At 73.5% G+C, this 22,063-nt stretch carries 19 protein-coding genes; 13 read left to right on the plus strand and 6 right to left on the minus strand.

Annotation, left to right across the window (positions count from 1 at the left end; genetic code table 11):
• Positions 1-42: 42 nt before the first annotated feature.
• Entirely contained in the window at positions 43-1,035 is a 993-nt protein-coding gene (locus FXF65_RS06435) for a zinc-binding dehydrogenase (RefSeq protein ID WP_148348761.1), read from the plus strand.
• Positions 1,036-1,066: 31 nt separating this feature from the next.
• Here FXF65_RS06435 and FXF65_RS06440 read toward each other — a convergent pair whose 3' ends face one another.
• Genes FXF65_RS06440 through FXF65_RS06450 form a run of 3 tightly spaced genes read right to left on the minus strand, consistent with a single transcriptional unit; the run spans position 1,067 to position 4,251 of the window.
• Complete coding sequence (locus FXF65_RS06440; RefSeq protein ID WP_148348762.1) at positions 1,067-1,438, minus strand: nuclear transport factor 2 family protein; 372 nt, start codon at positions 1,436-1,438, stop codon at positions 1,067-1,069.
• 45 nt (positions 1,439-1,483) lie between these two features.
• Complete coding sequence (locus FXF65_RS06445; protein ID WP_148348763.1) at positions 1,484-2,131, minus strand: response regulator; 648 nt, start codon at positions 2,129-2,131, stop codon at positions 1,484-1,486.
• Positions 2,128-4,251: a sensor histidine kinase gene (locus FXF65_RS06450; protein ID WP_148348764.1), complete on the minus strand. Its 2,124-nt coding sequence runs from the start codon at positions 4,249-4,251 to the stop codon at positions 2,128-2,130. The genes FXF65_RS06445 and FXF65_RS06450 overlap by 4 nt, the downstream gene beginning before the upstream one ends.
• 197 nt (positions 4,252-4,448) lie before the next feature.
• On the opposite strand from FXF65_RS06450, the gene FXF65_RS06455 reads away from it, so the two are divergent.
• From FXF65_RS06455 to FXF65_RS06475, 5 genes are all read left to right on the plus strand, one after another.
• A complete protein-coding gene (locus FXF65_RS06455) occupies positions 4,449-5,081 on the plus strand; it encodes a hypothetical protein (RefSeq protein WP_148348765.1) in 633 nt (210 codons plus the stop codon).
• Between the two features lie 350 nt (positions 5,082-5,431).
• Complete coding sequence (locus FXF65_RS06460; protein WP_187412130.1) at positions 5,432-5,743, plus strand: hypothetical protein; 312 nt, start codon at positions 5,432-5,434, stop codon at positions 5,741-5,743.
• A 14-nt stretch (positions 5,744-5,757) separates the two neighbouring features.
• The gene (locus FXF65_RS06465) at positions 5,758-6,711 is read left to right on the plus strand and encodes an LLM class flavin-dependent oxidoreductase (RefSeq protein WP_187412131.1); all 954 of its coding nucleotides are present in this window, start codon (positions 5,758-5,760) and stop codon (positions 6,709-6,711) included.
• Positions 6,708-8,093: a transaminase gene (locus FXF65_RS06470; protein ID WP_187412132.1), complete on the plus strand. Its 1,386-nt coding sequence runs from the start codon at positions 6,708-6,710 to the stop codon at positions 8,091-8,093. Before FXF65_RS06465 ends, FXF65_RS06470 begins: the two co-directional genes overlap by 4 nt.
• Positions 8,094-8,095: 2 nt before the next feature.
• A complete protein-coding gene (locus FXF65_RS06475; protein ID WP_148348769.1) occupies positions 8,096-9,361 on the plus strand; it encodes a hypothetical protein in 1,266 nt (421 codons plus the stop codon).
• A 10-nt stretch (positions 9,362-9,371) separates the two neighbouring features.
• Here the strand turns inward: FXF65_RS06475 and FXF65_RS06480 are convergent, their stop codons facing one another.
• From FXF65_RS06480 to FXF65_RS06490, 3 genes are all read right to left on the minus strand, one after another.
• The gene (locus FXF65_RS06480) at positions 9,372-9,761 is read right to left on the minus strand and encodes a RidA family protein (RefSeq protein ID WP_148348770.1); all 390 of its coding nucleotides are present in this window, start codon (positions 9,759-9,761) and stop codon (positions 9,372-9,374) included.
• A 13-nt stretch (positions 9,762-9,774) separates the two neighbouring features.
• A complete protein-coding gene (locus tag FXF65_RS06485) occupies positions 9,775-10,200 on the minus strand; it encodes a VOC family protein (RefSeq protein ID WP_148348771.1) in 426 nt (141 codons plus the stop codon).
• Between the two features lie 99 nt (positions 10,201-10,299).
• Positions 10,300-13,563 carry an ATP-binding protein gene (locus FXF65_RS06490; RefSeq protein ID WP_148348772.1) on the minus strand — a complete coding sequence of 1,088 codons (3,264 nt, stop codon included), beginning with the start codon at positions 13,561-13,563 and terminating at the stop codon, positions 10,300-10,302.
• Between the two features lie 106 nt (positions 13,564-13,669).
• Between FXF65_RS06490 and FXF65_RS06495 the strand changes: the two genes are divergently transcribed.
• From FXF65_RS06495 to cydC, 7 genes are all read left to right on the plus strand, one after another.
• Positions 13,670-14,938 (plus strand): SGNH/GDSL hydrolase family protein, encoded by a 1,269-nt coding sequence (locus FXF65_RS06495; protein WP_148348773.1) that lies wholly within the window; start codon positions 13,670-13,672, stop codon positions 14,936-14,938.
• A gap of 11 nt (positions 14,939-14,949) precedes the next feature.
• The gene (locus FXF65_RS06500) at positions 14,950-15,294 is read left to right on the plus strand and encodes a DUF1801 domain-containing protein (RefSeq protein WP_148348774.1); all 345 of its coding nucleotides are present in this window, start codon (positions 14,950-14,952) and stop codon (positions 15,292-15,294) included.
• A gap of 31 nt (positions 15,295-15,325) precedes the next feature.
• On the plus strand, positions 15,326-15,724 hold the full coding sequence (locus FXF65_RS06505) for a hypothetical protein (protein WP_148348775.1): 399 nt from the start codon (positions 15,326-15,328) through the stop codon (positions 15,722-15,724).
• A gap of 317 nt (positions 15,725-16,041) precedes the next feature.
• Complete coding sequence (locus FXF65_RS06510) at positions 16,042-17,439, plus strand: cytochrome ubiquinol oxidase subunit I (RefSeq protein ID WP_148348776.1); 1,398 nt, start codon at positions 16,042-16,044, stop codon at positions 17,437-17,439.
• A 21-nt stretch (positions 17,440-17,460) separates the two neighbouring features.
• Complete coding sequence (gene cydB / locus FXF65_RS06515) at positions 17,461-18,579, plus strand: cytochrome d ubiquinol oxidase subunit II (protein ID WP_148348777.1); 1,119 nt, start codon at positions 17,461-17,463, stop codon at positions 18,577-18,579.
• Positions 18,580-18,586: 7 nt separating this feature from the next.
• Entirely contained in the window at positions 18,587-20,212 is a 1,626-nt protein-coding gene (gene cydD, locus FXF65_RS06520) for a thiol reductant ABC exporter subunit CydD (protein WP_148348778.1), read from the plus strand.
• 56 nt (positions 20,213-20,268) lie between these two features.
• Positions 20,269-21,999 (plus strand): thiol reductant ABC exporter subunit CydC, encoded by a 1,731-nt coding sequence (cydC, locus tag FXF65_RS06525; RefSeq protein WP_187412133.1) that lies wholly within the window; start codon positions 20,269-20,271, stop codon positions 21,997-21,999.
• The last annotated feature ends 64 nt before the right edge of the window (positions 22,000-22,063 follow it).

Below are 22,063 nucleotides of genomic sequence, written 5' to 3' on the forward strand. Positions count from 1 at the left end.
CGTCGTCGGGGGAATTCCCGACGACGCTAACGGAGGACTGAGATGGGCAGGACGATGCGCGCGGCGGTCTGCGTCAAGGCGGGCGGCCCGGACGTGCTGGAGGTCCGCGACGTACCGGTCCCGGAAGTCCGGGACGGCTGGAGCCTGGTGCAAGTGAAGGGCACCGGTCTGAACCGTTCGGAACTGAGGACGCGCCAAGGGCATTCCCCGAGCGTCAAGTTCCCGCGCGTGCTCGGAATCGAATGCGTGGGAATCGTCGCCGCCTCGACCGATTCCGCCTTGCCAGAGGGGACGACCGTCGCCGCGGTGATGGGCGAGATGGGACGGGAATTCGACGGCGGATACGCGGAATTCGCCCTGCTGCCGAACCCGCTGCTCATGCCGGTCACCACGACGCTCGCCTGGGACGTCCTGGCCGCGCTGCCCGAGACGTACCTGACCGCGCAGGGCTCCCTCGACACGCTGGACCTCGCGCCGGGCGGGCGGCTCCTGATCCGGGGCGGGACGTCGTCAGTGGGAATGGCCGCCGCGTCGATCGCGTCCGGCCACGGCGTGGAGACCGCCGCGACGACCCGCCGCCCGGACAAGGCCGACGCCCTGTCCGCCGCGGGCGTCGACCACGTGCTCATCGACCACGTGCTCATCGACGACGGCGCGCCGCTGGGCGAGAGCCTGCAAGCGGTCTGGCCCGAAGGCCCGGACCATGTCCTCGACCTCGTCGGCGCGAGCACGGTCCCGGAGTCGCTTCGCCTCGTCCGCCGAGGCGGGACGGTCTGCATGGCGGGCTCGCTCAGCGGCTGGATTCTCCAGGATTTCCAGCCGATCGCGATGATCCCGTCCGGGACCAGGCTCACCGCCTTCCACAGTGACGACGCCAAGGGCAGCGCCGACGTGTTGCAGCGGGTCGTCCAGGAGGTCGAGGCCGGTGTCTACCGGCCCAACGTCGACCGCGTCTTCGCCCTCGACGACGTCGTCGCCGCGCACCAGTACATGGAGAACGACCAGGCCATCGGAAAGCTCGTCATGATCCCCTGACCGGCGGCGCCGCGGCGCGGAACGGCGGCGGCTATTCGAGGGAGCCCGCGAAGACCACGAAGTGGTCGATGCCGCCGCCGGGGGCGACGTGCACCATGTCAACACCGGACAGCAGGCTGCGGCCGTCGCTCGCCTCGTAGCGCCAGCCGAACCGGGCCCATTCCTCCGGGGCGTCCACCCGCGTCGTGCGGACGAGCCGGCACGGCGCCGCCGGGTGCCGCTGGACCACCTCGGTGAGGAAGCCCTCGACCGCCTCGCGGCCGACCCTCCGGCCGAGCGGTCCCCAGAACACGATGTCGGGCGTGACCGCGCGGTCGAGCAGGCCCGCCCGCCGGTCGCCGTCGCTCTCGTTGGCCGCTTCGATGAAGGCGTCGACGGCGCGGGTGTGCAGATCGTCCCTCATCGTCGCAGCCTATCCCGGCGCTCGGGCCCCGGTCAGCGGCCCCGGTCAGCGGCCGAGGCCCGCGTCGTGGGCGCGGACGATCGCCTCCGCGCGGTCGGCGACCTGCAGTTTGGCGAACACGTTCGACACGTTGTTGCGGACGGTCTTCGGCGAAAGCCCGAGCCGCTCGGCGATCGCCGGGTTCGACAGGCCGAGCGCGATCAGTTCGAGGACGTCCCGCTCCCGCGCGGTGAGCTGCGGGAACGGCTCCCCGGCCGGACGGGCCGCCGCGATCCGCGCGAAGTAGTCCGTGACGCGCCCCGCCAGCGCCGGGCCGAAGATCACCTCGCCGCCCGCGACCGCCGACACCGCGCGCATGATCTCGTCCTGGTCGGCGCCCTTCACCAGGTAGCCGCGGGCTCCGGCGAGCATCGCGGCGAACACGCTCTCGTCGTCCTCGTGCATGGTCAGCACGAGGACGCCGGTCTCCGGGCGGGCCGCGAGGATCCGGCGGGTCGCGTCGACCCCGCCGAGCCGCGGCATCTGCAGGTCCATGACGACGACGTCGGGGTGCAGGCGTCCGGCCATCTCGACGGCGACCGCGCCGTCCGGTGCGGTCCCCACGACCTCGACCTCGCCGGTGGACTCCAGCATCAGCCGCAGGCCGTCCCGGTACACGGGATGGTCGTCGGCGAGCAGCACCCGGGGCGTCACTGCGCGCTCCGCGCGAGCGGCAGCGGCTCCGGCGCGGCGGCCGGGCGCGGCTCCAGCGGCAGCACGGCGCGGACGCGCGTCCCCCCGCCGGTCCGCGGCGTCACCGCGCAGTGCCCGCCGAGCTCCTCGGCCCGTTCCCGCATCCCGACCAGGCCGACGCCCGCGAGCGCGCCCGGCGGGACGCCCCGCCCGTCGTCGATGACCTCCACCTCCAGCGTGTCCCCGGCCGCCTCCAGCCGGACGTCGCAGCGCGCCGCCGCCGCGTGCCGCGAGACGTTCGCGAGCGCCTCGCCCACGATCCGGTACGCCGCCTCCTCGGCGGCGGCGGGCAGCGCCGCCAGCTCGCCCGCGCAGGTCAGCCGTACCCGCAGCGTCCGGCCCTGGAACCGCTCGGTGAGCTGCTCCACCGCGCCGACCAGGCCGAACTGGTCCAGCGACGGCGGACGCAGGTCGTGCACGAGGCGCCGCACGTCCGACAGCACCGCCGACAGGTCGGCGCGGACCGACTGGAGCGTCGCGTCGGCGGCGTCGCCGTCGCGCGGCGCGAGGTTGCGGGCCGCCTCGATCTTCAGCGCCGCCGCCGCGAGCGACGGGCCGAGGCCGTCGTGCAGGTCGCGGCGCAGCCGCCGGCGCTCCTCGGCGATGCCCGTCACGAGCTGCTCCCGGCTGCGCTGCAGCTCCTCGGTGAGCGCGGTGGCGCGGGCGGCGGCCGCCGCCTGCCGGACCACGTCCGCGAGGAGGCGCTGGTCGGCGGCCGGGAGCCGCGAGCCCGTCCGGGGCACCAGCGCCAGGCGGCCGATCGCCGCGCCCCGGTAGCCGAACGGCAGGACGACGACGTCGTCGCGGGGCGTCCCGTGCTCGACCACGGAGGTGCGGCCGTCGGCGCGGTCGAGCTCCACCCGCACGTAGGGGGACCGGAACGACTCCGCCACCACCCGCGCCACTTCGAGCAGCAACTCGTCCGGCTCCATGGACCGCTCCAACCGGCGCGCCAGCGCGGACACCACGTCGTAGGGCTCGGCGCGTCCCGTCACGATCCGGTTCACCCACCGCTGGAGCCGCAGCCGCAGCGGCGCGTACAGGACGGCCACCACCCCGGCGGCGGCCACGGCGGCGAGCGGCTCGTCGATGAACGTCCCCACGCCGACGAACACCGCGACGTCGATGCCGATCACGGCGGCCGCGAGGGCGGCGTACAGGAGCGTCCAGCCGAGCAGGAGGTCCGCGTCGTAGAGGCGGTAGCGGGCGACCGCGACCAGCACGGCAGCCGCGATCGCCGCGTGCATGAGGACCAGGGAGACGTCGCCGATCCACCAGTCCACCGACGGCGGCGTCACCTCCGTGAGCACCATGCCCGACGCGATCAGGACGACGTTGGCGACCAGCGCCAGGAGCATCCACCGCAGTTGCGCCCGCCGCACCGGGTCCGACCGGCGGAACCGGACGGTGAACGCGGCGATCGACACCCCGAAGGACAGGAGGAAGCCGATCCAGAACGCGAGGCCCGACACGGGCCAGATGCCGTGGGGGAGCGGCGGCGTCAGCGGGTCCAGCGGAACGTCCCGCAGCCCCGGCGCGAGCGGCTCGCCCTTGGAGAAGACGTCCCACGGCACCATCAGCAGCGCCACGACCCCGATGGCCTGCGCGGTGATCGCCACCCCCACCGGCCACCGCCAGCGGCGCGACGGCAGCCGGCCGTCCGGGAAGAACATCAGCGTCAGCGGCACGATCATGTTGATCATGGGCCCGAAGCGGCCGCCCGCGTACACCGCGAACGCCGTCAGCGGCAGGTCGCCGCCGTGCTCCAGCACCGACAGCGACGCGTACGCGGCGCCGACCCCGTCCAGGACCGCGATGGTCCCGCCCGCCAGCATCAGCCAGGTCAGCGGGTGCCGCGGCAGCCGCGTCGCGAGGACGCCGCCCGCGACCGCCACCGGCAGGCCGGACAGCGACGACCCCCAGTGCGCCCAGTCCAGCGGGTCCGGCGGCCGGGCGCCGCCCGCCAGCAGGACGTCCAGCCAGACGGTCGCGACGCTCGCCGCCGCGCACAGCACGGCGACCGCGATGGCGGGCGGCCTCAGGAGCCGCTCGCCCCGAGGCGCCGGGCGGGCGCTCCTCATCGGCCCAGCTTGACCCGTGGGACGTCCCGCCTGCCTGGGGCCGGTGTCCCGGCGCGCTGGGACACCGGTCACCGCCGGGAAGGGCGCCGGACGGGGCGCGTCCGCCGGACCTGTCACTGGGCGCCCGGGACATCGGGCACGGAGCGTCATGGTCACCGGCGGCGCGCCCCTGCGCCGCCCAGTCCCGGGAGAGACCGATGACCACGCACGCCCAGCCCGGCTCCATTTACTCGCCGGATCCCCACGACTCCGCGCCCGGCGGACTCCTGCTCCGCGCCCGCCTCACCGGCATCGCCGTCGCCGCGGGGGCCACCACCTGGATCTCCGCCCTGCTCTACACCGGGAACCGGATGAAGGAGGAGGTCATCCCGGTCGAGATCTGGGGCAGCATGGCGTTCATGCTGGGCGCGCTGTCGCTGGTCGCGCTCGTGCTGTCCACGAACGCCACCGGGCGTCGCAAGGGCCGCTACATCGCCAAGGTGGAGCTGGTCCTGATGGCGGCCGCGGTGGTCTGGTGCCCGCTCGTGATCGCCTACCCCGACGACACTCCCGCCTGGGTGATCCCCTTCGACATGTGCTGGCCGCTGTCGATGATCGGCATGTTCGTCATCGGCGTCGCCGTCGTCCGGGTCGGCCGCTTCCGGGGCCTGCTGCGCTGGCAGTTCCTGCTCTGCGGGCTGTGGCTGCTCGTCGCCGGGGTGGGGCAGGGCGTGCTCGGCGACGACGGCGGCTCGTATCCGGGGACGGTCTGGCTCGGCCTCTCCTACGGGGTCCTCGGCCTGCGCCTCGCGGTGACGCCCCGTGTCGTGCTGCCCGCCGCCGACCGCTGACCGGGGTCGGGCGGAGACGCCGATGAGCTCGCCGGTGGGTTGCATCGAAGCCCGTCCGCACGGGGACGGGCGGTCTTCGACGGGAGCGGGGGCCCCGAACCCACCGGCGCACCGCTAGGTGTTGAGGTTGTCAACACTTTCGTCGACCTATCTGTCTCGGCCTGCGGGCCTTGGTAAGTGACTTTCAGAGAAAGCGCAGTTCAGAAGCGATATTCGGGAGATACTCCAGGGTGTCAAGGGCTTGTTTGTGTTGACAAATACAACAGAACTCTCCATGCTTGGAGCCGCTCCGGAGTGGCGGTGCGCCTCCGGAGCCGGTCCCGGCGGCGAGGCGAAACGGAGAGAAACGCGTGCAGAAGGTCTACGCCCTGTACAAGCTGAAGCCCGGTGTGACGGCCGAGGAGTACGTCGAGTGGTCCAAGACCGTCGACCAGGAGATCACCCGGCGGCAGCCCTGCGTGCGCAGCTTCCGCGTGTTCCAGCTCGCCGGGTCCCGCGGCGGCCCGTCCCCGTGGGACGTCGTCGAGGACATCGAGGTCGAGTCCTGGGACGCCTGGCAGGAGTGCCTGACGACGCCCGAGATGGCCGACGTCGTCGCGGGCTTCCGCAAGATGGTCGACCGCGAGTCGGCCATCACCGTGTTCGGCAGCGAGATCGCCTGACCGGGATGGGAACGATGTCTTCCACGCCGCCGCCGTCCAGGCTGTCGGTCGGGGCGCCGAACGCCCCGGACATGCTCGTCCCGTTCGCCCGCCGCGCCGAGGAGCTCGGCTTCGGCGGGATCTGGACGCAGGACACGCTCAGCGCCGCCAACTTCTCGCTCGACGGGCTGCACGTCCTGTCGTACCTGGCCGCCGTCACCGAGCGGCTCCGGCTCGGCATCGGCGTGCTGTACTCCGGACGGCGGAACCCGGCCGTCCAGGCCCGCGAACTCGCCACCATCGACCAGCTCTCCGGCGGGCGGCTCACCGTCGGCATCGGCGTCGGCCTCGCCTACCACCGGGAGAACCTCGCCGCGCTGGGCATCCGGACGGACCGGCCGGTCCAGCGGCTGATCGAGGGGATCGGCGTGATGCGGGCGCTGTGGAGCCAGTCCCAGGCGGCGTCCTACGACGGCGAGATCTACTCCTTCTCCGGCATCGGGACGCAGCCGGCGCCGGTGCAGGTTCCCGGCCCGCCGATCTGGATCGGGGCGCGGGCCGAGCCCGCGCTGCGCCGCGCCGTCCGCATCGCCGACGGATGGACCGGCGCCGCTCCCGTCGCGACCGACGACTTCCTCCAGCAGCTCGCGTTCGTCCAACGGGAGATGGACGAGCAGGGCCGCGACCCGTCTAGCTTCACCATCTCCAAGAGCGTCTACGTCGCGGTCGAGAAGGACGAGGAGGAGGCGCGGCGGCGTCTGATCCCCGCGTTCGAGCGCGCGTTCGGCGGCAACCCGGTCTACGACGCGGCGAGCATGACCGACCGGGTCGCCGTGTTCGGCCCGCCGGACCGCTGCGCCGAGCAACTGGCCAAGCTGCTCGACGCGGGCGCGGACGAGCTGATCCTCTACCCGCTGTACGACTCGGCGGAGCAACTGGAGGCGTTCGGCCAGCTGGTTCCGGCGCTGGCGGGGGCTTCACGCCCGTGACGCTGCCCGGGACGCCTTCCGCGGCGCCGGGCATCGACGCCGACCGGCTCTCCACGCTGCTGAACGCGGAGCGGATGAGGTGGATCGAGGCCCGTCCGCGCTCGGCGGCGCTGCGCGAGCGGGCCCGACGCTCCCAGCTCCACGGCACGCCGCTGCACTGGATCGGCCAGTTCCCGCCGCCCGTGCCGCTGACCGTGGAACGCGCGGCGGGCGCCCGCCTGTACGACGTCGACGGGCACGAGTACGCCGACTTCGGGCTCGCCGCGACGGCCGCGCTGTGGGGCCACGACCACCCCGCGGTCGTCGCGGCGCTCCGGGACCAGCTCGACCGCGGCGCCGTCACCCTCTGGTCGCACGAGGACCACGTGGCGGTGACGGAGGAGCTGGGCCGCCGGTTCGGGCTGCCGTTCTGGCAGTTCACCGTGTCCGCGACGGACGCCAACCGGTTCGCCCTCCTGCTCGCCCGCGCCGTGACCGGACGGCGTCGGATCCTCGTGTTCAACCGCGCCTACCACGGGTCGCTGGAGCAGACCGCCGCCGTCCTGACGTCGGACGGGACGGTGCCCGCGCCCGGCGTCGAGCCCAACGGCGTGGACGTCCGCGAGTCGGCGAAGGTCGTGGAGTTCAACGATCTCGACGCGCTCGAACGGGCCCTCGTGCCCGGCGACGTCGCGGCCGTGCTCGCCGAACCGGTGATGACGAACGGCGGCGCGGTGATCCGCCCGGAGCCGGGCTTCCACGCCGCGCTGCGGGAGCTGACCCGCCGCACCGGCACGCTGCTGGTCATCGACGAGACGCAGACGATCCCCGCCGGGCCCGGCGGCTGCACCCGCGAACTCGGCCTGGAACCCGACCTGATCACGATGGGCAAGTGGGTCGCGGGCGGCGTCCCGGCCGGACTGTACGGGATGTCGGACGAGGTCGCCGCTGCCGCCGCCCGCTACACCGAGGCGGGCGACGGCGGCCTCGGCAGCACCGTGGCGGGCGGGCCGCTGGCCGTCCGCGCCATGCGGGCCGTGCTCACCGAGGTCATGACCGACGAGACCTACGCCCACATGAACCGCCTGGCGGAGCGGTACGAACGCGACGTCGCGGCGGTGATCGACCGGCACCGGCTGCCCTGGCACGTCGGACGGCTCGGCGGGCGCGTGTCGTACGCGTTCACGCCCGTCCCGCCGCGCAACGCCGGGGAGCTCTACCCGCGCGTCGGCTCGTCCCTGCGCGACGCGCTGTGGCTGTATCTCGCCAACCGGGGCGTCGTGCTCAACGCGATGAGCGGCGCGGCGCTGATGTCCCCGATGACGGACGAGGCCGACGTCGAACTGCACGGCGCGCTATTTGCTGAGGCGATCGCCGCGCTCGCCGTCCCAGGAGGAGCCTGACCGTGGACGACCGCATCGAACGGTTCCGCGCGGACATCGGGCGGGCGCGGACGCCCGGCGCCTACGTCCCGGGCCGCTGGTCGGTCGCTTCCGCGAACCGCGACGCCGCCGTGACCGGGGCGCTGCCCGAACACGTCCGGCTGCGCGACACGTCGATGCGCGCGATCGAGTCCATGCCCGGCGTGGCGGGCGCGGGGGAGGCGAAGGCGGAGTTCCTGCGCTCGCTGGCCCGCTCGGGCGTGCCGGAGATCGTGACGGCGGGGCCCGGCGGCCGCGACCCGGACGCCGTCCGCGCCGAGCTGGCGCTGATCAAGGCGGAACGGCCGGACTGCGTGGTGTCCTGCCCGTTCGTGTCGACCGCCGAGGGCGCCGACCTCGCGCGGGACCTCGGATACGACGCCGTGCAGGTGGCCGTGCCCGGGTTCGGGCCCGCGTCCGGGATGTTCGGCGGGCCCGTCCCGGCGTCCCGGGACGAGGTCGTCGCGCGGGCCGCAGCCGTCGTCGGCCACGCGCGGGCGAGAGGGCTCCGGGTCGCCGCCGCGCTGACGCTGGTGTCCTACCTGACGGACGAGGACCTGGCCGGGACGGCGGCGGAGATGGCCCGCGCGGGCGCGGACGAGATCGTCCTGTTCGACGGGCCGGGCGCGGTCGGGCCCGAGGCGTTCGCCCGGCTGGTCGAGGCGACGGTGTCGGCCGCGCCCGGCGTCGAGGTCGGGATCCACCCGCACAACACGTTCGGGCTCGGCGTCGCGTGCGCCGTCGCGGCGGTGCGGGCGGGCGCGGTCGCCGTCGAGTCGTCGGTGAACGGCTACTGCGGCGGCCCCGGGAACGCCGACCTCGCCGCCACCGCCGCCGCGTTCGAGGCGCTGTACGGGGTCCGCACGGGCCTTCGGCTGGACGCGCTGACCGGGCTCGCCCGCGCCGGCGCCGAGCTGACCGGCCACCCGGCGGCCGCGAACCAGCCGATCACCGGCCGGGACGCGTTCTCCTGGGGCGGCGGCGACTGGGTCGTCGCCGAGCGCGACGTGGACCCGCTGATCCACAACTCCGTCGAACCCGCCTTGTTCGGCAACGAGCGCCGGATTCCGCTGACCACGCAGAGCGGCCCGCTCGTAATGGCGGACATCCTGCGGCGGCTCGGCATCAGCGTCGACCCGGCATCGATCCCGGCCATCGTGGACGTGTGCCACGCGGAATTGACCCGGCTGGAACGTCCGCTCACCGATGAGGAGATCCGGGCTCTCGTTGATTCCGTCCTGGCGAGCTGAGGCCGCGAATTCAGACGACGGCGACGGCGTCGATCTCCACCAGGAATCCGGGGCCGAGACCGGCGACGACGTGGACGGTGATGGCCGGCGGCGCGTCGGCCGGGTCCCACGCCTGCTGGAACGCGGCGAGACCCTCGTTGAAGGCGTGGCCGTCCACGACGGCGATCCTCCAGTGGACGATGTTCGCCAGGGTCGCTCCCTCGCTTTCGAGAATGGTCGCGAGGTTGCGGAGCGCCTGGGCGGTCTGCTCGCTGACCGTGGGGCCGACGACCTTCCCTTCGGCGTTCACGCCGTTCTGCCCGCCGATGTATATCGTCTTCGCCGGATGCTCGACCACCACGGCCTGGCTGAACGCCGGATTGTGGGAGAGCCCTTCGGGATTGATATGACGAACGCTCATTTCTTTTGCTCCTTTATAGGGTGACCGAGCCGTCGTCGTGGACGGTCCAAACCGGGTTGTGGGCGATCTCCCAGGGATGGCCGTCCGGATCGACGAACACGCCGGAGTAGCCGCCCCAGAACATCGCTTGCGCCGGACGGGTGATGGCCGCCCCTGCCGCCTCCGCCGCCGCGAGGACCTCGTCCACCTCCCGCGGCGAGCCGAGGTTGTGGCCCAGCGTCGCGCCGCCCCATCCGCCGCCGTCGACCACACCGCCGTCGGCGGCGAGCTTCGCGCGGTCCCACAGCGAGACGATCACCCCTCCGGCCTGGAAGAAGGCGATCTGGTCGGACTCGTCGTCCACGGCGGCGTCCACCCGCCAACCGAGCGCCTCGTAGAAGGCGGTCGCGCGGCGGACGTCCGCCACGCCGAGGGTGATCACGCTCAGCCGCTGTCTCATCGGTGCTCTCCTGGGTGGGGTTCGTGGCGTGCCCGTGCGCGTGCGTATGACCGTGCGTATGACCGTGCGCGTTGCCCGGCCGATCATGCCGGGGCGCGATTACCGAATGCTTATCTCCGCGCCGTCCTGCCCCTCGGCCAGGGCTTTCATCTCGGCCGGGCCTAGCGTGCGGCCCCGCGCGGACGCCTTGTCGAACGCCTCGCCGCCGAGCGCGGCCCGGACGGCCGCCGCCGTCCCGTCGATCTCGCTCCGGTCGGACGGGGCGACGAGCGTGTCCGTCGATTCGCGGGCGCTCGCGGCGGCGCCGAGCAGGAGCGCCGCGTCGTCCGGACGTCCCGCCGCGACCGCGACGGCGGCCAGCCCGTCCAGCGCGGCGGCCGTGTCGCGGACGGCGCCGAGCCGCGCCGCCGCGGCGAACGCCTCGCGGAGCCGCCGCCCGGCCGCCGCCGCGTCGCCCCGGCTCAGCGCGACCCGGCCCAGCTCGATCAGCGCGCCGGGCAGGTAGAGGGGGAGGCCGGGGCCGTCGTCCCGCCGGTCCGCGGTGGCGATGATGGTCCGCAACTCGCGTTCGGCGGTGTCGAGATCGCCCTGGCGGCGGGCCGCGAACGCCACGCCGAGCCGCGCGAACACCACGGTCAGCGGCGCGTCCTGCCGGACGGCGAGCCGCAGGCCCCGGCCGCTGAGGTCGAGCGCCGCCGCGAGGTCGCCGCGCTGCATGGCGTTCCAGCCGAGCCAGGCGAGCTGGCCCGCCGCCTCCGTCCACAGGCCGAGTTCCTCGGCGATCGCGAGCGACTCGCGGTGGATCGCGGCGGCCCGGTCGTGGTCGCCGCGCAGCGCGGCCGACGCGGCGAGCCATTCCGTCGCCTGGAGCAGGCCCCACCGGTCGCCGAGGCGGCGGAACAGGTCGGCGGCGCGTTCGCCCGCCTCGTCCAGGGCCGGGAAGTCCCCGACGATGTGGGCGTGCTTGGCGCGGAGGGCGAGCGCGGCGGCCTGCGTCCAGGCGTCTCCGGCCGTCTCGGCGGCGGCGAGGACGCGGTCGATCCGCTCTCCGACCGCGGCGACGTCACCGAGGTCGATCTCCGCGTAGGCGAGCAGCCATTCGGCCCGGCCGCGACGCACCGGATCGGCATCGTCCGCGGCGTCGAGCGCGCTGATGACGGCGGCGTGCCGCTCGCACCATCCGCCGACGTCGCCGAGGAGGAAGGAGGCGGCCGTCCGCCAGGCCAGGGCCGTCGCGCGGGCGGACGGCGGGACGTCCCCCGGCAGGCCCAGCGCCGCCTGCGCCGACCGGTCCAGCTCGGCCAGGCGTCCACGCAGGAACCAGTGCCTGGCCAGCGCGTTGACCATCCGGAGGGCCGTCGCCGCCGCGCCTTCTTGGATGGAGCCGTCGAGCGCGGCCCGCAGGTTGGCGCCGTCCGCGTCGAGCCGGGTCAGCCAGTCGCGCTGCCCGTGCCCGTAGAGGTGGTCCTCGGCCCGTTCGGCGAGATCGGCGTAGTACTCGCGGTGGCGGCGGCGGACCGCGTCCAGCTCACCGGCGTCCGCCATGCGCGCGACGCAGAACGCCGCCACGGACTCCAGCAGCCGGAAGCGGGGCCCGTCCGGTCCGTGGTCGGCGACGACGAGTGACCGGTCCACCAGCCGGGACAGGACGTCGAGCACGTCGTCGTCCGTCGCGCAGACCGCGGCGGCGGCCTCGGAGGTGCAGCCGTCGGCGTGGGCCGCGAGGCGGCGCAGCACGAGCCGCTCGGGTTCGGTGAGCAGCCGCCAGCTCCAGTCGATCACGGCGAGGAGGGTCCGCTGCCGGGGCGGCGCGTCCCGGTAGCCGTGGCCGAGTGTGCGGAACCGGTCGTCCAGGCCCGCGACGAGACCGCCCACGCCGAGGGCCCGGACGCGGGTCGCGGCCAGCTCCAGCGCCAGCGGCAGCCCGTCGAGCCGCCTGCACAGCTCCGCGACCGCGTCCGCGTTCTCCTCGGACAGCGCGAAACCGCGCATCGCCGCCGACGCCCGCGCCGCGAACAGCCGCACCGCGCCGTACCGCTCCAGCCCGGCCGCACCCGCCCCGGCCTCGGCTCCTGGTTCGGGGACGTCGAGCGGCGGCACCGACCACACGACCTCGCCCGCCAGCCCGAGCGGCTCCCGCCCCGTCGCGAGGACGCTCAGCCCCGGCACGGCGGCCAGCAGCCCGCTGACCAGCTCGGCGACCGGTTCGACCACGTGCTCGCAGTTGTCCAGGACGAGCAGCAGCCGCCGGACGCGCAGCGCCCGCGCGAGCCGCTCCGCGGCCGATGCTGCGTCGCCGGGCGCGGCGGCGTCCCGGATCCCGAGCACCGCCATGATCGTGTCGGCCAGGCAGTCGGCCGCGTCCGGGTCGTCCGCCCGGTCGAACGAGGCCAGCTCGACAAGCCACACGCCGTCCGCGAACGCGCCGGTCCGGCCCGCGGCAGCGGCCTCCGCCAGCCGCGTCTTGCCGACCCCGCCGACGCCGGTCAGCGTGACGAGCCGTCCGGCCTCGACCAGGGCGCCGACCTCGGCGACGGCCTCGTCCCGGCCGATCAGCGGGGTGAGCGCCGCCGGGAGGTTCGTCGTCGGCGGCGCCACCGCGACGGACGGCGGCGGCGGGTCGAGTGCGGCGTCCTGCCGGAGGATCGCCGCGCGCAGGGCCGTGAGCTCCGCGCCCGGGTCAAGGCCCAGCTCGTCGGCGAGCCGCGCGCGGGTCGCGTCGAACCCGGCCAGCGCGTCCGCCTGCCGTCCGGACCGGTAGAGCGCCAGCATGTGCAGCGCGCGGGCGCGCTCGCGCAGCGGGTGCCCGGCGAGCAGGGCGTCCAGCTCGGCCACCGCCGCGGCGTGCTCGCCCAGCGCGAGCCGCGCCTCCGCGAGATCCTCCACGGCGGTGAGCCGCTGCTCGGTCAGCTTCGCGATCACCGGTCCGGCGAAGGGCTCGTCGGCGACGTCGGCGTAGGCCGGGCCCCGCCACAGGGCCAGCGCGCCGGACAGCAGGGCCGCCTTCGGCTCCGGTCCGGCGGCCCGCCCCGCTTCGGCGACGAGCCGCGCGAACTCGCGGGCGTCGACGGCGGCGGCGTCCAGGCGGTAGCCGGGCGGCGGCGACCGGACGAGCGCCCGGCCGCCCGGCTCCGCGTCCGCCAGCGCACGGCGGAGCTGGGACACCTTCACCGCCAGCGCGGCGGCGGGCCCGGCGGGCGGCGCGTCGCCCCACAGCCAGTCGATCAGCCGGTCGCCGGACACCGGATCGCCCTCGTGGACGAGCAGCGCCGCCAGCAGCGCGCGGACCTTGACGCCCGGGACCCTGACGGTCCGGCCGTCGTCCGTCCACACGGAGACCGTCCCGAGCACCCCGAAACGCATGGCGGCACTATAGGACCGGGGGTGGACGGCGGGACGGGCGTAAACAAAATGTAAGGGGGGCACTGGAGAGTCTTCGGGGTCAGCCCGACCGCCCGGAAGGTTCTCCATGATCCGTCGCCCGCACCGCCGCCTGCTCGCCGTCGCCCTGGTCGGCGCGCTCGCCGTCCCGCCCGGAGTCGCCTCGGCGTCAGAGCGTCCGCCCGGCGCCTGGTACGGGGCGTGGAGCGCCGCGCCGCACCATCCCGTGCCGGGCAACGAGTGGGACGGGCCGAACTGGTCGCTCGACGGGTTCGCCGCGCAGTCCGTCCGGCAGGTGGTCCGGATCAGCGCGGGCGGCTCGCGCGTTCGGATCCGCCTGTCCAACGCCTACGGGACGTCCCCGCTCCGCGTGACCGGCGCGACCGTCGCCAAGAGCGGCGGCGGCGCGGCGCTCCGTCCCGGCACCCTGCGGACGCTGCGCTTCGGCCACCGCGCGGCGACCGTCGTCCCGGCGGGCGGCTCCACCACCTCCGACCCGGCCGCGCTGCCCGTCGCACCCCTGGAATCCCTAACGGTGACGCTCTACTTCGCCGGGCCAACGGGCCCCGCGACCTTCCACGAGGGCGGCCTGACCACCACCTACCGCGCCGCCGGGAACCGCCTGTCCGACCCTGGGCCGGGCGCGTTCGCGGGCGAGACCAGCCACTCGCGGTACTTCCTGACCGGCGTCGACGTCACCGGAACCGCACCGCCCCTTCGCGGGACCGTGGTCGCGTTCGGCGACTCCATCACCGACGGCCACGGCTCAACCCCCGACACGGACCGCCGCTACCCGGACCGCCTCGCCGAACGCCTCACCTCCTCCGGCCGACGCCTGACCGTCGTCAACGCCGGGATCAACGGCAACAAACTCCTGGCCGACTCGCCCTGCTACGGCGAGAAGGGCCTCGGCCGCTTCCGCCGCGACGTCCTCGACCGGCCCGGCGTGCGGACCGTGATCGTCCTCGAAGGGCTCAACGACATCGGCGGCGGCGGGTTTCCGGACTTCGGCTGCGGCGCCTCGCCGAAGGTGACGGCGCGGCAGGTCATCGCCGCGCACCAGACGCTGATCCGCGCCGCGCACGCCCGCGGCGTCCGGATCGTCGGCGCCACGATCACGCCGATGAAGGGCGCCGAGGGCTACGACACACCGGCCAACGAGCGGATCCGCGACGCGGTGAACCACTGGATCCGCACCAGCGGCGCCTACGACGCCGTGGCCGACTTCGACCGCGCGCTGGCCGACCCGCACGTCCCGGACGCGCTCCGTCCGGCCTTCGACTTCGGCGACCACCTCCACCCGAACGACGCGGGCGCCGCCGCCCTGGCCGCCACCATCGACCTGACGACACTCTGAGGGGGACACCCATGAACGAGATCGACGAATACATGCAGAAACACCTCCCGCCCCACCACCAGGAGATCGTGACGATCGTCCGAACCTTGATGCGAGAGGAGGCCCCCGAAGCCCAGGAGACCATCAGCCGCGGCTCCCCGGCTTGGAAGGCCGCCAAACTCCTGGCCATCATCAGCCGCAGCAAGACCCACATCACCCTCGCCTTCACCCGAGGCGCCGAATTCACCGACCCACACGGCCTCCTGGAAGGCAAGGGCAAAACAACCAGACACGTCCGCCTAAAAGACCCCACTAAAATAGACAAAGAAGCCCTACGCGCCTACATTCACCAGGCCCTAACCTTGGACCACGAGTAAACCATTGTCTGGCAGCCGAGAGTTGCGGGAGTTGCTGCAGTCGCTTCAATCCGCGGATCAGGAGTCGGCCGAGGAGGCGCTGTTCCACCTTCGGATGAAAATCTGCCACCAGGGTGTGGCGGTAAGCAGGGAGACCGCCATCGCCCTGCCGACGCTGCTCGATATCGTCGAGGCCAGGAAGACTACCCTCCGGATAGAAGTGCTCCGTCTGGTGGCTGACATATCTCGTTCTTCGCACGCCTGGCGAAGATCGGCGAAAAACGCTCAGCCGCAGTATGCGGGAAACTACACCGACAAGATCGAATGGGAAACTGCGGTAGACCGCGCATTCGAGGATGCGTTGCCTTGCCTTGGACGCCTTGAGTCGGACGCCGATCCCGAGATCGCCGCCCTTGCGCATGGCCTGGCTGAGCGTCATTGGGAAGCTTGAACGAAGCTCACCGGAGTTCAAGCCTCCTGATCAGTGTTCCGTTCTTTGAGTTCGCGTGCGAGGTCAACTAGATGCTCGACCTGTCCTTGGGCGAGCCGACTGGCGGCGACCAGGTGACCGATTTCAATGGTCGCTCGATACGGTGCCGGTCGATCTGGTGCGGGCTCTGCTGGGCGGGCGACCAGGGGTTTGGCGGGTATAGGTGGGGTTTGGGGTGGGGGCTTGGTTGAGATTTGACGGGGGGTTCTTTTGGTGAGGCGGGGGGTGGGGAATCCTGGGTGGGCCGGTGTGGGGCCGGTTCGTTCGGAGGGGTGTTCGTGGGGGCGACCGCTGCGCTGGATCGGTGGCAGTTCGCGGTCACCATTGTCTATCACTTTCTCTTTGTCCCGGTCACGATTGGTCTGGCGTGGTTCGTGGCAGGGATGCAGACTGCGTGGCATCGTACCGGGAAAGAGCACTATCTGCGGATGACGCGGTTCTTTGGGAAGCTCTTCCTGATTAACTTCGCGTTGGGTGTCGTGACGGGGATCGTCCAGGAGTTCCAGTTTGGAATGAACTGGTCGGTGTATTCGCGGTTCGTGGGGTCGGTGTTCGGGGCGCCGCTCGCGATCGAGGGCGTGGTGGCGTTCTTCCTGGAGTCCACGTTTCTTGGGCTTTGGCTCTTCGGGTGGGATCGGCTTCGTCCGCGCGTCCATCTGGCGATGATCTGGATGGTGGTGGCGGGGACGACGTCGTCCGCCTACTTCATCCTCGCGGCGAACTCGTGGATGCAGCATCCGGTCGGGCACGTCCTGAAGGACGGGCGCGCCGAGATGGATTCGCTGGGGGACGTGCTTCTGCAGCCGTTGCAGCTCACGCACTTCTTCCACACGATCGCGGCGTCGCTGGTGACGGCCGGGCTGCTCGTCATCGCCGTGTCCGCGTACTGGCTGCGCAAAGGGGAGAACGTCGTGTTGTTCCGGGCGGCCGTCCGGGGCGCGCTGTGGGTGACGGTCGCGGCGGCCGTCGTGGTGATCGGCGTGGGACATTACCAGGCGCAGATCATCGCGCGGGTGCAGCCGATGAAGATGGCCGCGGCGGAGGCGCTGTACGAGACGAAATCGCCAGCGCCGCTGTCCCTGCTGGCGATCGGGCCCTGGGAGAAGCACCCCGAGCGGACGGACGTCGACATCGTCCTGCCGCACGGCCTGTCGTTGCTGGCCACCAACAGTTGGAACGGCGAGATCCGCGGCATCGACGACGTCCAGCGGGAGTACGAGCGGCGCTACGGGCCGGGCGGGTACACGCCGATCGTGGGAAGCGTCTACTGGTCGTGGCGCGTGATGGTCACGATCGGGTTCCTGGCCCTCCTGTACGGCCTCGTGTGGTTGTGGCTCGGACGGTGGCGGGGGCGCGGCCTCGACCGGTCCCGCTGGTTCGCGTGGTCGGCGTACCTGTTCCTGCTGCTGCCGTTCCTCGCCAACACCGCCGGATGGCTTTTCACCGAAATGGGACGCCAACCGTGGATCGTCCAGGGGCTGCTGCGGACGCACGACGGAATCTCCCCGCTCGTCGGCACCGGCGAGGTGATCGCGACGCTGAGCGGGTTCGCCGTCGTGTACGGGATTCTCGCGGTGGTCGAGGGGTGGCTGATGCTGCGCGCCGTCCGGACGGGCCCGGAGCGCCCCGCCCCCGAGATCACCCGCGAGGACGCGCTCCCGCCGATGCTGTACTGACCGTCGAAAGGCGCACCATCCATGGGCACCACGTCAGGGCACCTCGACCTCCAGACGTTGTGGTTCGCGTTGATAGCGGTGCTGTGGATCGGGTTCTTCCTGCTGGACGGGATCGACTTCGGCGTCGGGATGCTCTACCCGTTCCTCGGCCGCGACGACCCGGAGCGGCACGCGCTGCTCGCCACGATCCTGCCCGTCTGGGACAGCTACGAGGTGTGGATCATCGTCGCGGGCGGCGCCACGTTCGCCGCCTTCCCCGGCTGGTACGCGAGCATGTTCTCCGGCTTCTACCTGGTCTTCTTCGCGACGCTCGTCGCGCTGATCGTGCGCGGCGTCGCGATCGAGTACCGCAACAAGCACGACGATCCGGGCTGGCGCCGCCGCTGGGACGTCGCACTGCCCGTGTCGAGCGCCGCGATCCCGTTCCTGCTCGGCGTCGTCTTCGCCAAGATCACCCGGGGCGTGCCGATGGACGCGCGCGGTGAGCTGACCGGCGGCGAGCTCGGCATGTTCGATCTCTACTCGGTACTCGCCGGGATCGCGCTCGTCGCGGCGTTCGCGCTGCACGGGGCCCTGTTCCTGGCGTTCCGCACCCGGGACGGCCTCGCCCGCCGGGCGCGCCGGACCGCGCTCGCGCTGTGGCCCGCCGCCGCAGCGCTGCTGATCGCGTTCGTGGTGTGGACGGCCGTCCAGACGTGGTCGTCCGCGCCATACCGGACACCGGCGCTCGTGCTGATCGGGCTGAGCCTGGCCGCCGCGGCGGCGTCCGGACCGCTGGCCCTGGCCGGACGACCCCTGGCCGCGTTCGCGGGCACCTCGGCGGCGGTGGTACTGCTGGTAGCGGCCCTGTTCGCCCGCCTGTACCCGCGTGTCGTCGTCTCGTCCACGGCGGGCTCGCCCAGCCTGACGATCTACGGCACCGCGTCCAACCACTACTCGCTGGTCGCGATGACGATCATCACGGCGGTCTTCCTGCCGGTCGTCCTCGCCTACCAGGTCTGGGCGCTCTGGGTGTTCCGCGCCCGATTGTCGCGGGACGACTTCGCGCGTCCGCCCAGCCCGCTGCACGCGATCACCCGAGGCGGCGCCAAGCGGCGGGACGGCGACGAGCGGCCCGGCGGGGCCTCGGCCGCGGAGTAGCCGGACGATGCGCGCGACCGACTCGTGGCTGCCCCGGCACGTCCCGGGCGTCCATCGCCTCCTGGCGGTGGCGGGCCTGTCGGCGGCGTGCGCGGCGGTGCTCACGATCGTCCAGGTGGTCCTGTTCGCGCACGTCGTGGTCGCGGGCTTCCTCCAACATCGCGGCGTCCGGGAACTGGCGCCGTCGCTGCTGTGCCTCGCCGCCGTGGCCGTCGCCCGCGCGGCGGTCGGTTGGGCGCGGGACGTCGGATGCCGCGTCATGGCGAACCGCATGGTGCGCGAGTTGCGCGGCCGGGTGCTGCGGCGGCTCGTCCGGGTCCGGCCGGGACGGGTGACCGCCGCCGAGGCCGTGACCGCCGCGGTCGACGGCGGTGAGGCGCTGGAGATCTACCTCGCCCGGTTCCTGCCGCAGGTGATGACGGCGGTGCTGGTCCCGCCCGCGATCCTCGGCTGGGTCGCCTTCCATGACGTCCTGTCGGCGCTGGTCATGCTGGTGACGCTGCCGCTGATCCCGCTGTTCGGGGCGCTGATCGGACGCGCCACCCAGGCCCGCACGAGGGCCCGCCTGCGCGCCCTCACCCGGATGAGCGGACACTTCCTGGACGTCGTCACCGGCCTGCCCACCCTGCGCGCCTATCGCCGGGGACGCGCCCAGGCCGAGACGGTCGCCGACAACACCGAGCGCTACCGCCGGGAGACGATGGGGGTCCTGCGGGTCGCGTTCCTGTCGGCGTTCGTCCTGGAACTGGCCGCCACGCTCGGGACGGCGCTGGTCGCGGTGGGGATCGGGCTCCGGCTCGTCACCGGCGGCCTCGGACTGGACGCGGGCCTAGCGATCCTCGTCCTCGCGCCCGAGCTGTACGGGCCGTTGCGCGGTCTCGCGGCCGAGTACCACGCGGGCGCGGACGGGATGGCCGCGGCGCGGCGGATCGGCGACCTTCTCGCGCTGCCGCCCGCCGTCCCGCCGCCTGGCGGCCCGCCTCGCCCGGTGCGGTTCGGGGTCGTCCGGTTGGAGGACGTCACCGTCCGCTACGACGGCGGCCCGCCCGTGCTGGAGGACGTCTCCCTGGAGATCCGTCCGGGGGAGCGCACGGTCGTCCTCGGGGAGAGCGGCGCGGGCAAGAGCACCCTGCTGGCCGTGCTGCTGCGGTTCGTCGCGCCGTCGTCCGGGCTGATCACCGTGGACGGAGCCGACCTCTCCGCCGTCGACCCGGACGAGTGGCGGCGGCTCGTGGCGTGGCTGCCGCAGCGTCCCCGGCTGCGTCCCGGCCCGGCGCTCCAAGCCATCGGCTCCGCCGATTCCCGCAGCCCGGTCGCCGCCGCCGAGCTGGTCGGGGCCGGGGCACTGCTTCACCGGACGGTGGGAGAGAACGGCGCCGGGCTCTCCGCCGGAGAGGTGCGCCGCCTCGCGCTGGCACGGGCGCTGGCCCGTCCGGCGCCGCTCCTCCTCCTGGACGAGCCCACCGCCCATCTCGACGCGGCCGCCGCACGGCTCGCGATCGACGCCCTCCGCACCCTCCCCGGCCGGACGGTCGTCGTCGCCACCCACGACGCCCGGCTAGCTGAGGGCGCCGACCAGGTGGTCGAACTGGCGTCGGGCCGCGCCCAACGAGGCGCGGACGCGATGACATGACCAAACCCCCGCCGCCCGAACGCTTGCGGCCCGAACGCTTGCGGCCCGAACGTGCCATGCGCGGACGACTGCGGCCCGGACGCCCACTGCCCGAGCGTCGGCTGCCCGGACGTCCGCTGGCCGCGCTGCTGGCGGCGGCGCGGCCGTCGGCGCACCGGTTCGCCGCCGCCGCGCTCTGCGGCGCACTCGCCCTCGGCGCGGGCGTCGCGCTGATGGGCACGTCCGGCTACCTCATCTCGCGAGCGGCGCTCCGCCCCGAGCTCGTCACGCTCGCCATGGTGATCACGGCGGTGCGGGCGCTCAGCTTGGCGCGGGCGGTGTTCCGCTACGCCGAGCGGCTCGTCGCGCACGACGCGAGCCTGCGGCTGCTCGCCGCGCTGCGGGTGCGCTGGTTCCGGCGGCTGGAGCCGCTCGTCCCGGCCGGGCTGCCGGGAGCCCGCAGCGGCGACCTGCTCACCGGATTCGTCGCCGACGTCGACGCGACCCAGCACCTCTACCTGCGCGGACTCGTCCCGCCGCTGATCGCGCTCACCGTCGGCGCGGGCTCGGCCGCCGCGCTGGCCGGGCTCCTCCCCATCGCCGGGCTCTGGCTGGCGCTCGGACTGCTGCCCGCCGCGCTGCTGATCCCCGCCGTGACCGTCGCGCTCACCCGCGCCACCGCCCGCCGCCGCGCCGACGCCCGGGGCACGCTCGACGCCGAGACCGTCGAACTCGTCCACGCCGCGCCCGACCTGGTCGCGTTCGACGTGGTGGACGGCCAACTCGCCCGGATCGCCGCCGCCGACACCGTGCTGGAGCGGGTCGCGCGCCGGGACGCCCGCGTCGCCGCGTCCGGCACCGCCGCGACGGTCCTGCTCACCTCGGCCACGATCCTCGCCGTGCTGGTCGCCGGGCTGTCCGCCGTCCAGCAGGGGGCGCTACCAGGCGTGCTACTCGCGGCGCTTGCGCTGGTCACGATGGCCGCGTTCGACGCCGTCCGGCCGCTGCCCGACGCGGCCCGCGACCTCCTCACCGCGCACGGCGCGGCCGTCCGGCTGGCCGTGCTCACCGCTCCGACGCCACCCGCCGCCGACCCACCTTCCCCGCTACCCGCGCCGCGCGGCGACCTGCTGCGGGTCCAGGACGTTCACGTTCGCTACGGCCCCGACTCACCCTGGGTGCTGGCCGGCGTCGATCTCGACCTGCGCCCCGGCCGCCGGATCGCGCTGCTCGGACCGAGCGGCAGCGGGAAGACGACCCTTGCCCACCTGCTCGTCCGCTTCCGCGACCCAGACCACGGCCGCGTCACCCTGGACGGCCACGACCTCCGGGACTACGCGCAGGACGACGTCCGGCGGGTCGTCGTCCTGGTCGACCAGGACGCGCACCTGTTCACCACCACCATCCGCGCCAACGTCCAGTTGGCCAGACCGGACGCTTCCGAACCCGACATCGTCGCCGCGCTGCGCCGCGCCCGCGTATGGGACTGGATCGCGAGCCTGCCCGAGGGTCTCGACACCGAGGTGGGGGAGCACGGCGTCCGCGTCTCCGGCGGCCAGCGGCAGCGCATCGCGCTCGCCCGAGCGTTCCTGACCGGCGCGCGGATCCTCGTGCTGGACGAGCCCACCGCCCACCTAGATCCCGGTACTGCTCACGAACTCGTCACCGACATCCTCAACGACGCCGCCTCCGGCCCCGGCATCCTCCTGATCACCCACACGCCCCCGCCACCCGGCACCGTGGACGAAATCGTGAACCTGACCCCCGACACAGCCGACGCGCCGCCCTACCGAGACCGACGTGGGTGAGAGCGACGGCCAGACCTGGTACGCCCACCGAAACTGGCCCGTGACCCGGATGCCCGGCCGACGC

This window comes from Actinomadura syzygii, from assembly GCF_008085905.1.
Classification (GTDB): Bacteria; Actinomycetota; Actinomycetes; order Streptosporangiales; family Streptosporangiaceae; genus Spirillospora; species Spirillospora syzygii.

What these genes read in the sequence shown, in the direction of transcription:
- FXF65_RS06495 (WP_148348773.1), top strand. Translation starts at nt 13,670, where the DNA reads ATGATCCGTCGCCCGCACCGCCGCCTGCTCGCCGTCGCCCTGGTCGGC.
- FXF65_RS06500 (WP_148348774.1), top strand. Translation starts at nt 14,950, where the DNA reads ATGAACGAGATCGACGAATACATGCAGAAACACCTCCCGCCCCACCAC.
- FXF65_RS06465 (WP_187412131.1), top strand. Translation starts at nt 5,758, where the DNA reads ATGTCTTCCACGCCGCCGCCGTCCAGGCTGTCGGTCGGGGCGCCGAAC.
- FXF65_RS06485 (WP_148348771.1), bottom strand. Translation starts at nt 10,200, where the DNA reads ATGAGACAGCGGCTGAGCGTGATCACCCTCGGCGTGGCGGACGTCCGC.
- FXF65_RS06440 (WP_148348762.1), bottom strand. Translation starts at nt 1,438, where the DNA reads ATGAGGGACGATCTGCACACCCGCGCCGTCGACGCCTTCATCGAAGCG.
- FXF65_RS06450 (WP_148348764.1), bottom strand. Translation starts at nt 4,251, where the DNA reads ATGAGGAGCGCCCGCCCGGCGCCTCGGGGCGAGCGGCTCCTGAGGCCG.
- FXF65_RS06490 (WP_148348772.1), bottom strand. Translation starts at nt 13,563, where the DNA reads ATGCGTTTCGGGGTGCTCGGGACGGTCTCCGTGTGGACGGACGACGGC.
- FXF65_RS06435 (WP_148348761.1), top strand. Translation starts at nt 43, where the DNA reads ATGGGCAGGACGATGCGCGCGGCGGTCTGCGTCAAGGCGGGCGGCCCG.
- FXF65_RS06480 (WP_148348770.1), bottom strand. Translation starts at nt 9,761, where the DNA reads ATGAGCGTTCGTCATATCAATCCCGAAGGGCTCTCCCACAATCCGGCG.
- cydB (WP_148348777.1), top strand. Translation starts at nt 17,461, where the DNA reads ATGGGCACCACGTCAGGGCACCTCGACCTCCAGACGTTGTGGTTCGCG.
- cydC (WP_187412133.1), top strand. Translation starts at nt 20,269, where the DNA reads ATGCGCGGACGACTGCGGCCCGGACGCCCACTGCCCGAGCGTCGGCTG.
- FXF65_RS06455 (WP_148348765.1), top strand. Translation starts at nt 4,449, where the DNA reads ATGACCACGCACGCCCAGCCCGGCTCCATTTACTCGCCGGATCCCCAC.
- cydD (WP_148348778.1), top strand. Translation starts at nt 18,587, where the DNA reads ATGCGCGCGACCGACTCGTGGCTGCCCCGGCACGTCCCGGGCGTCCAT.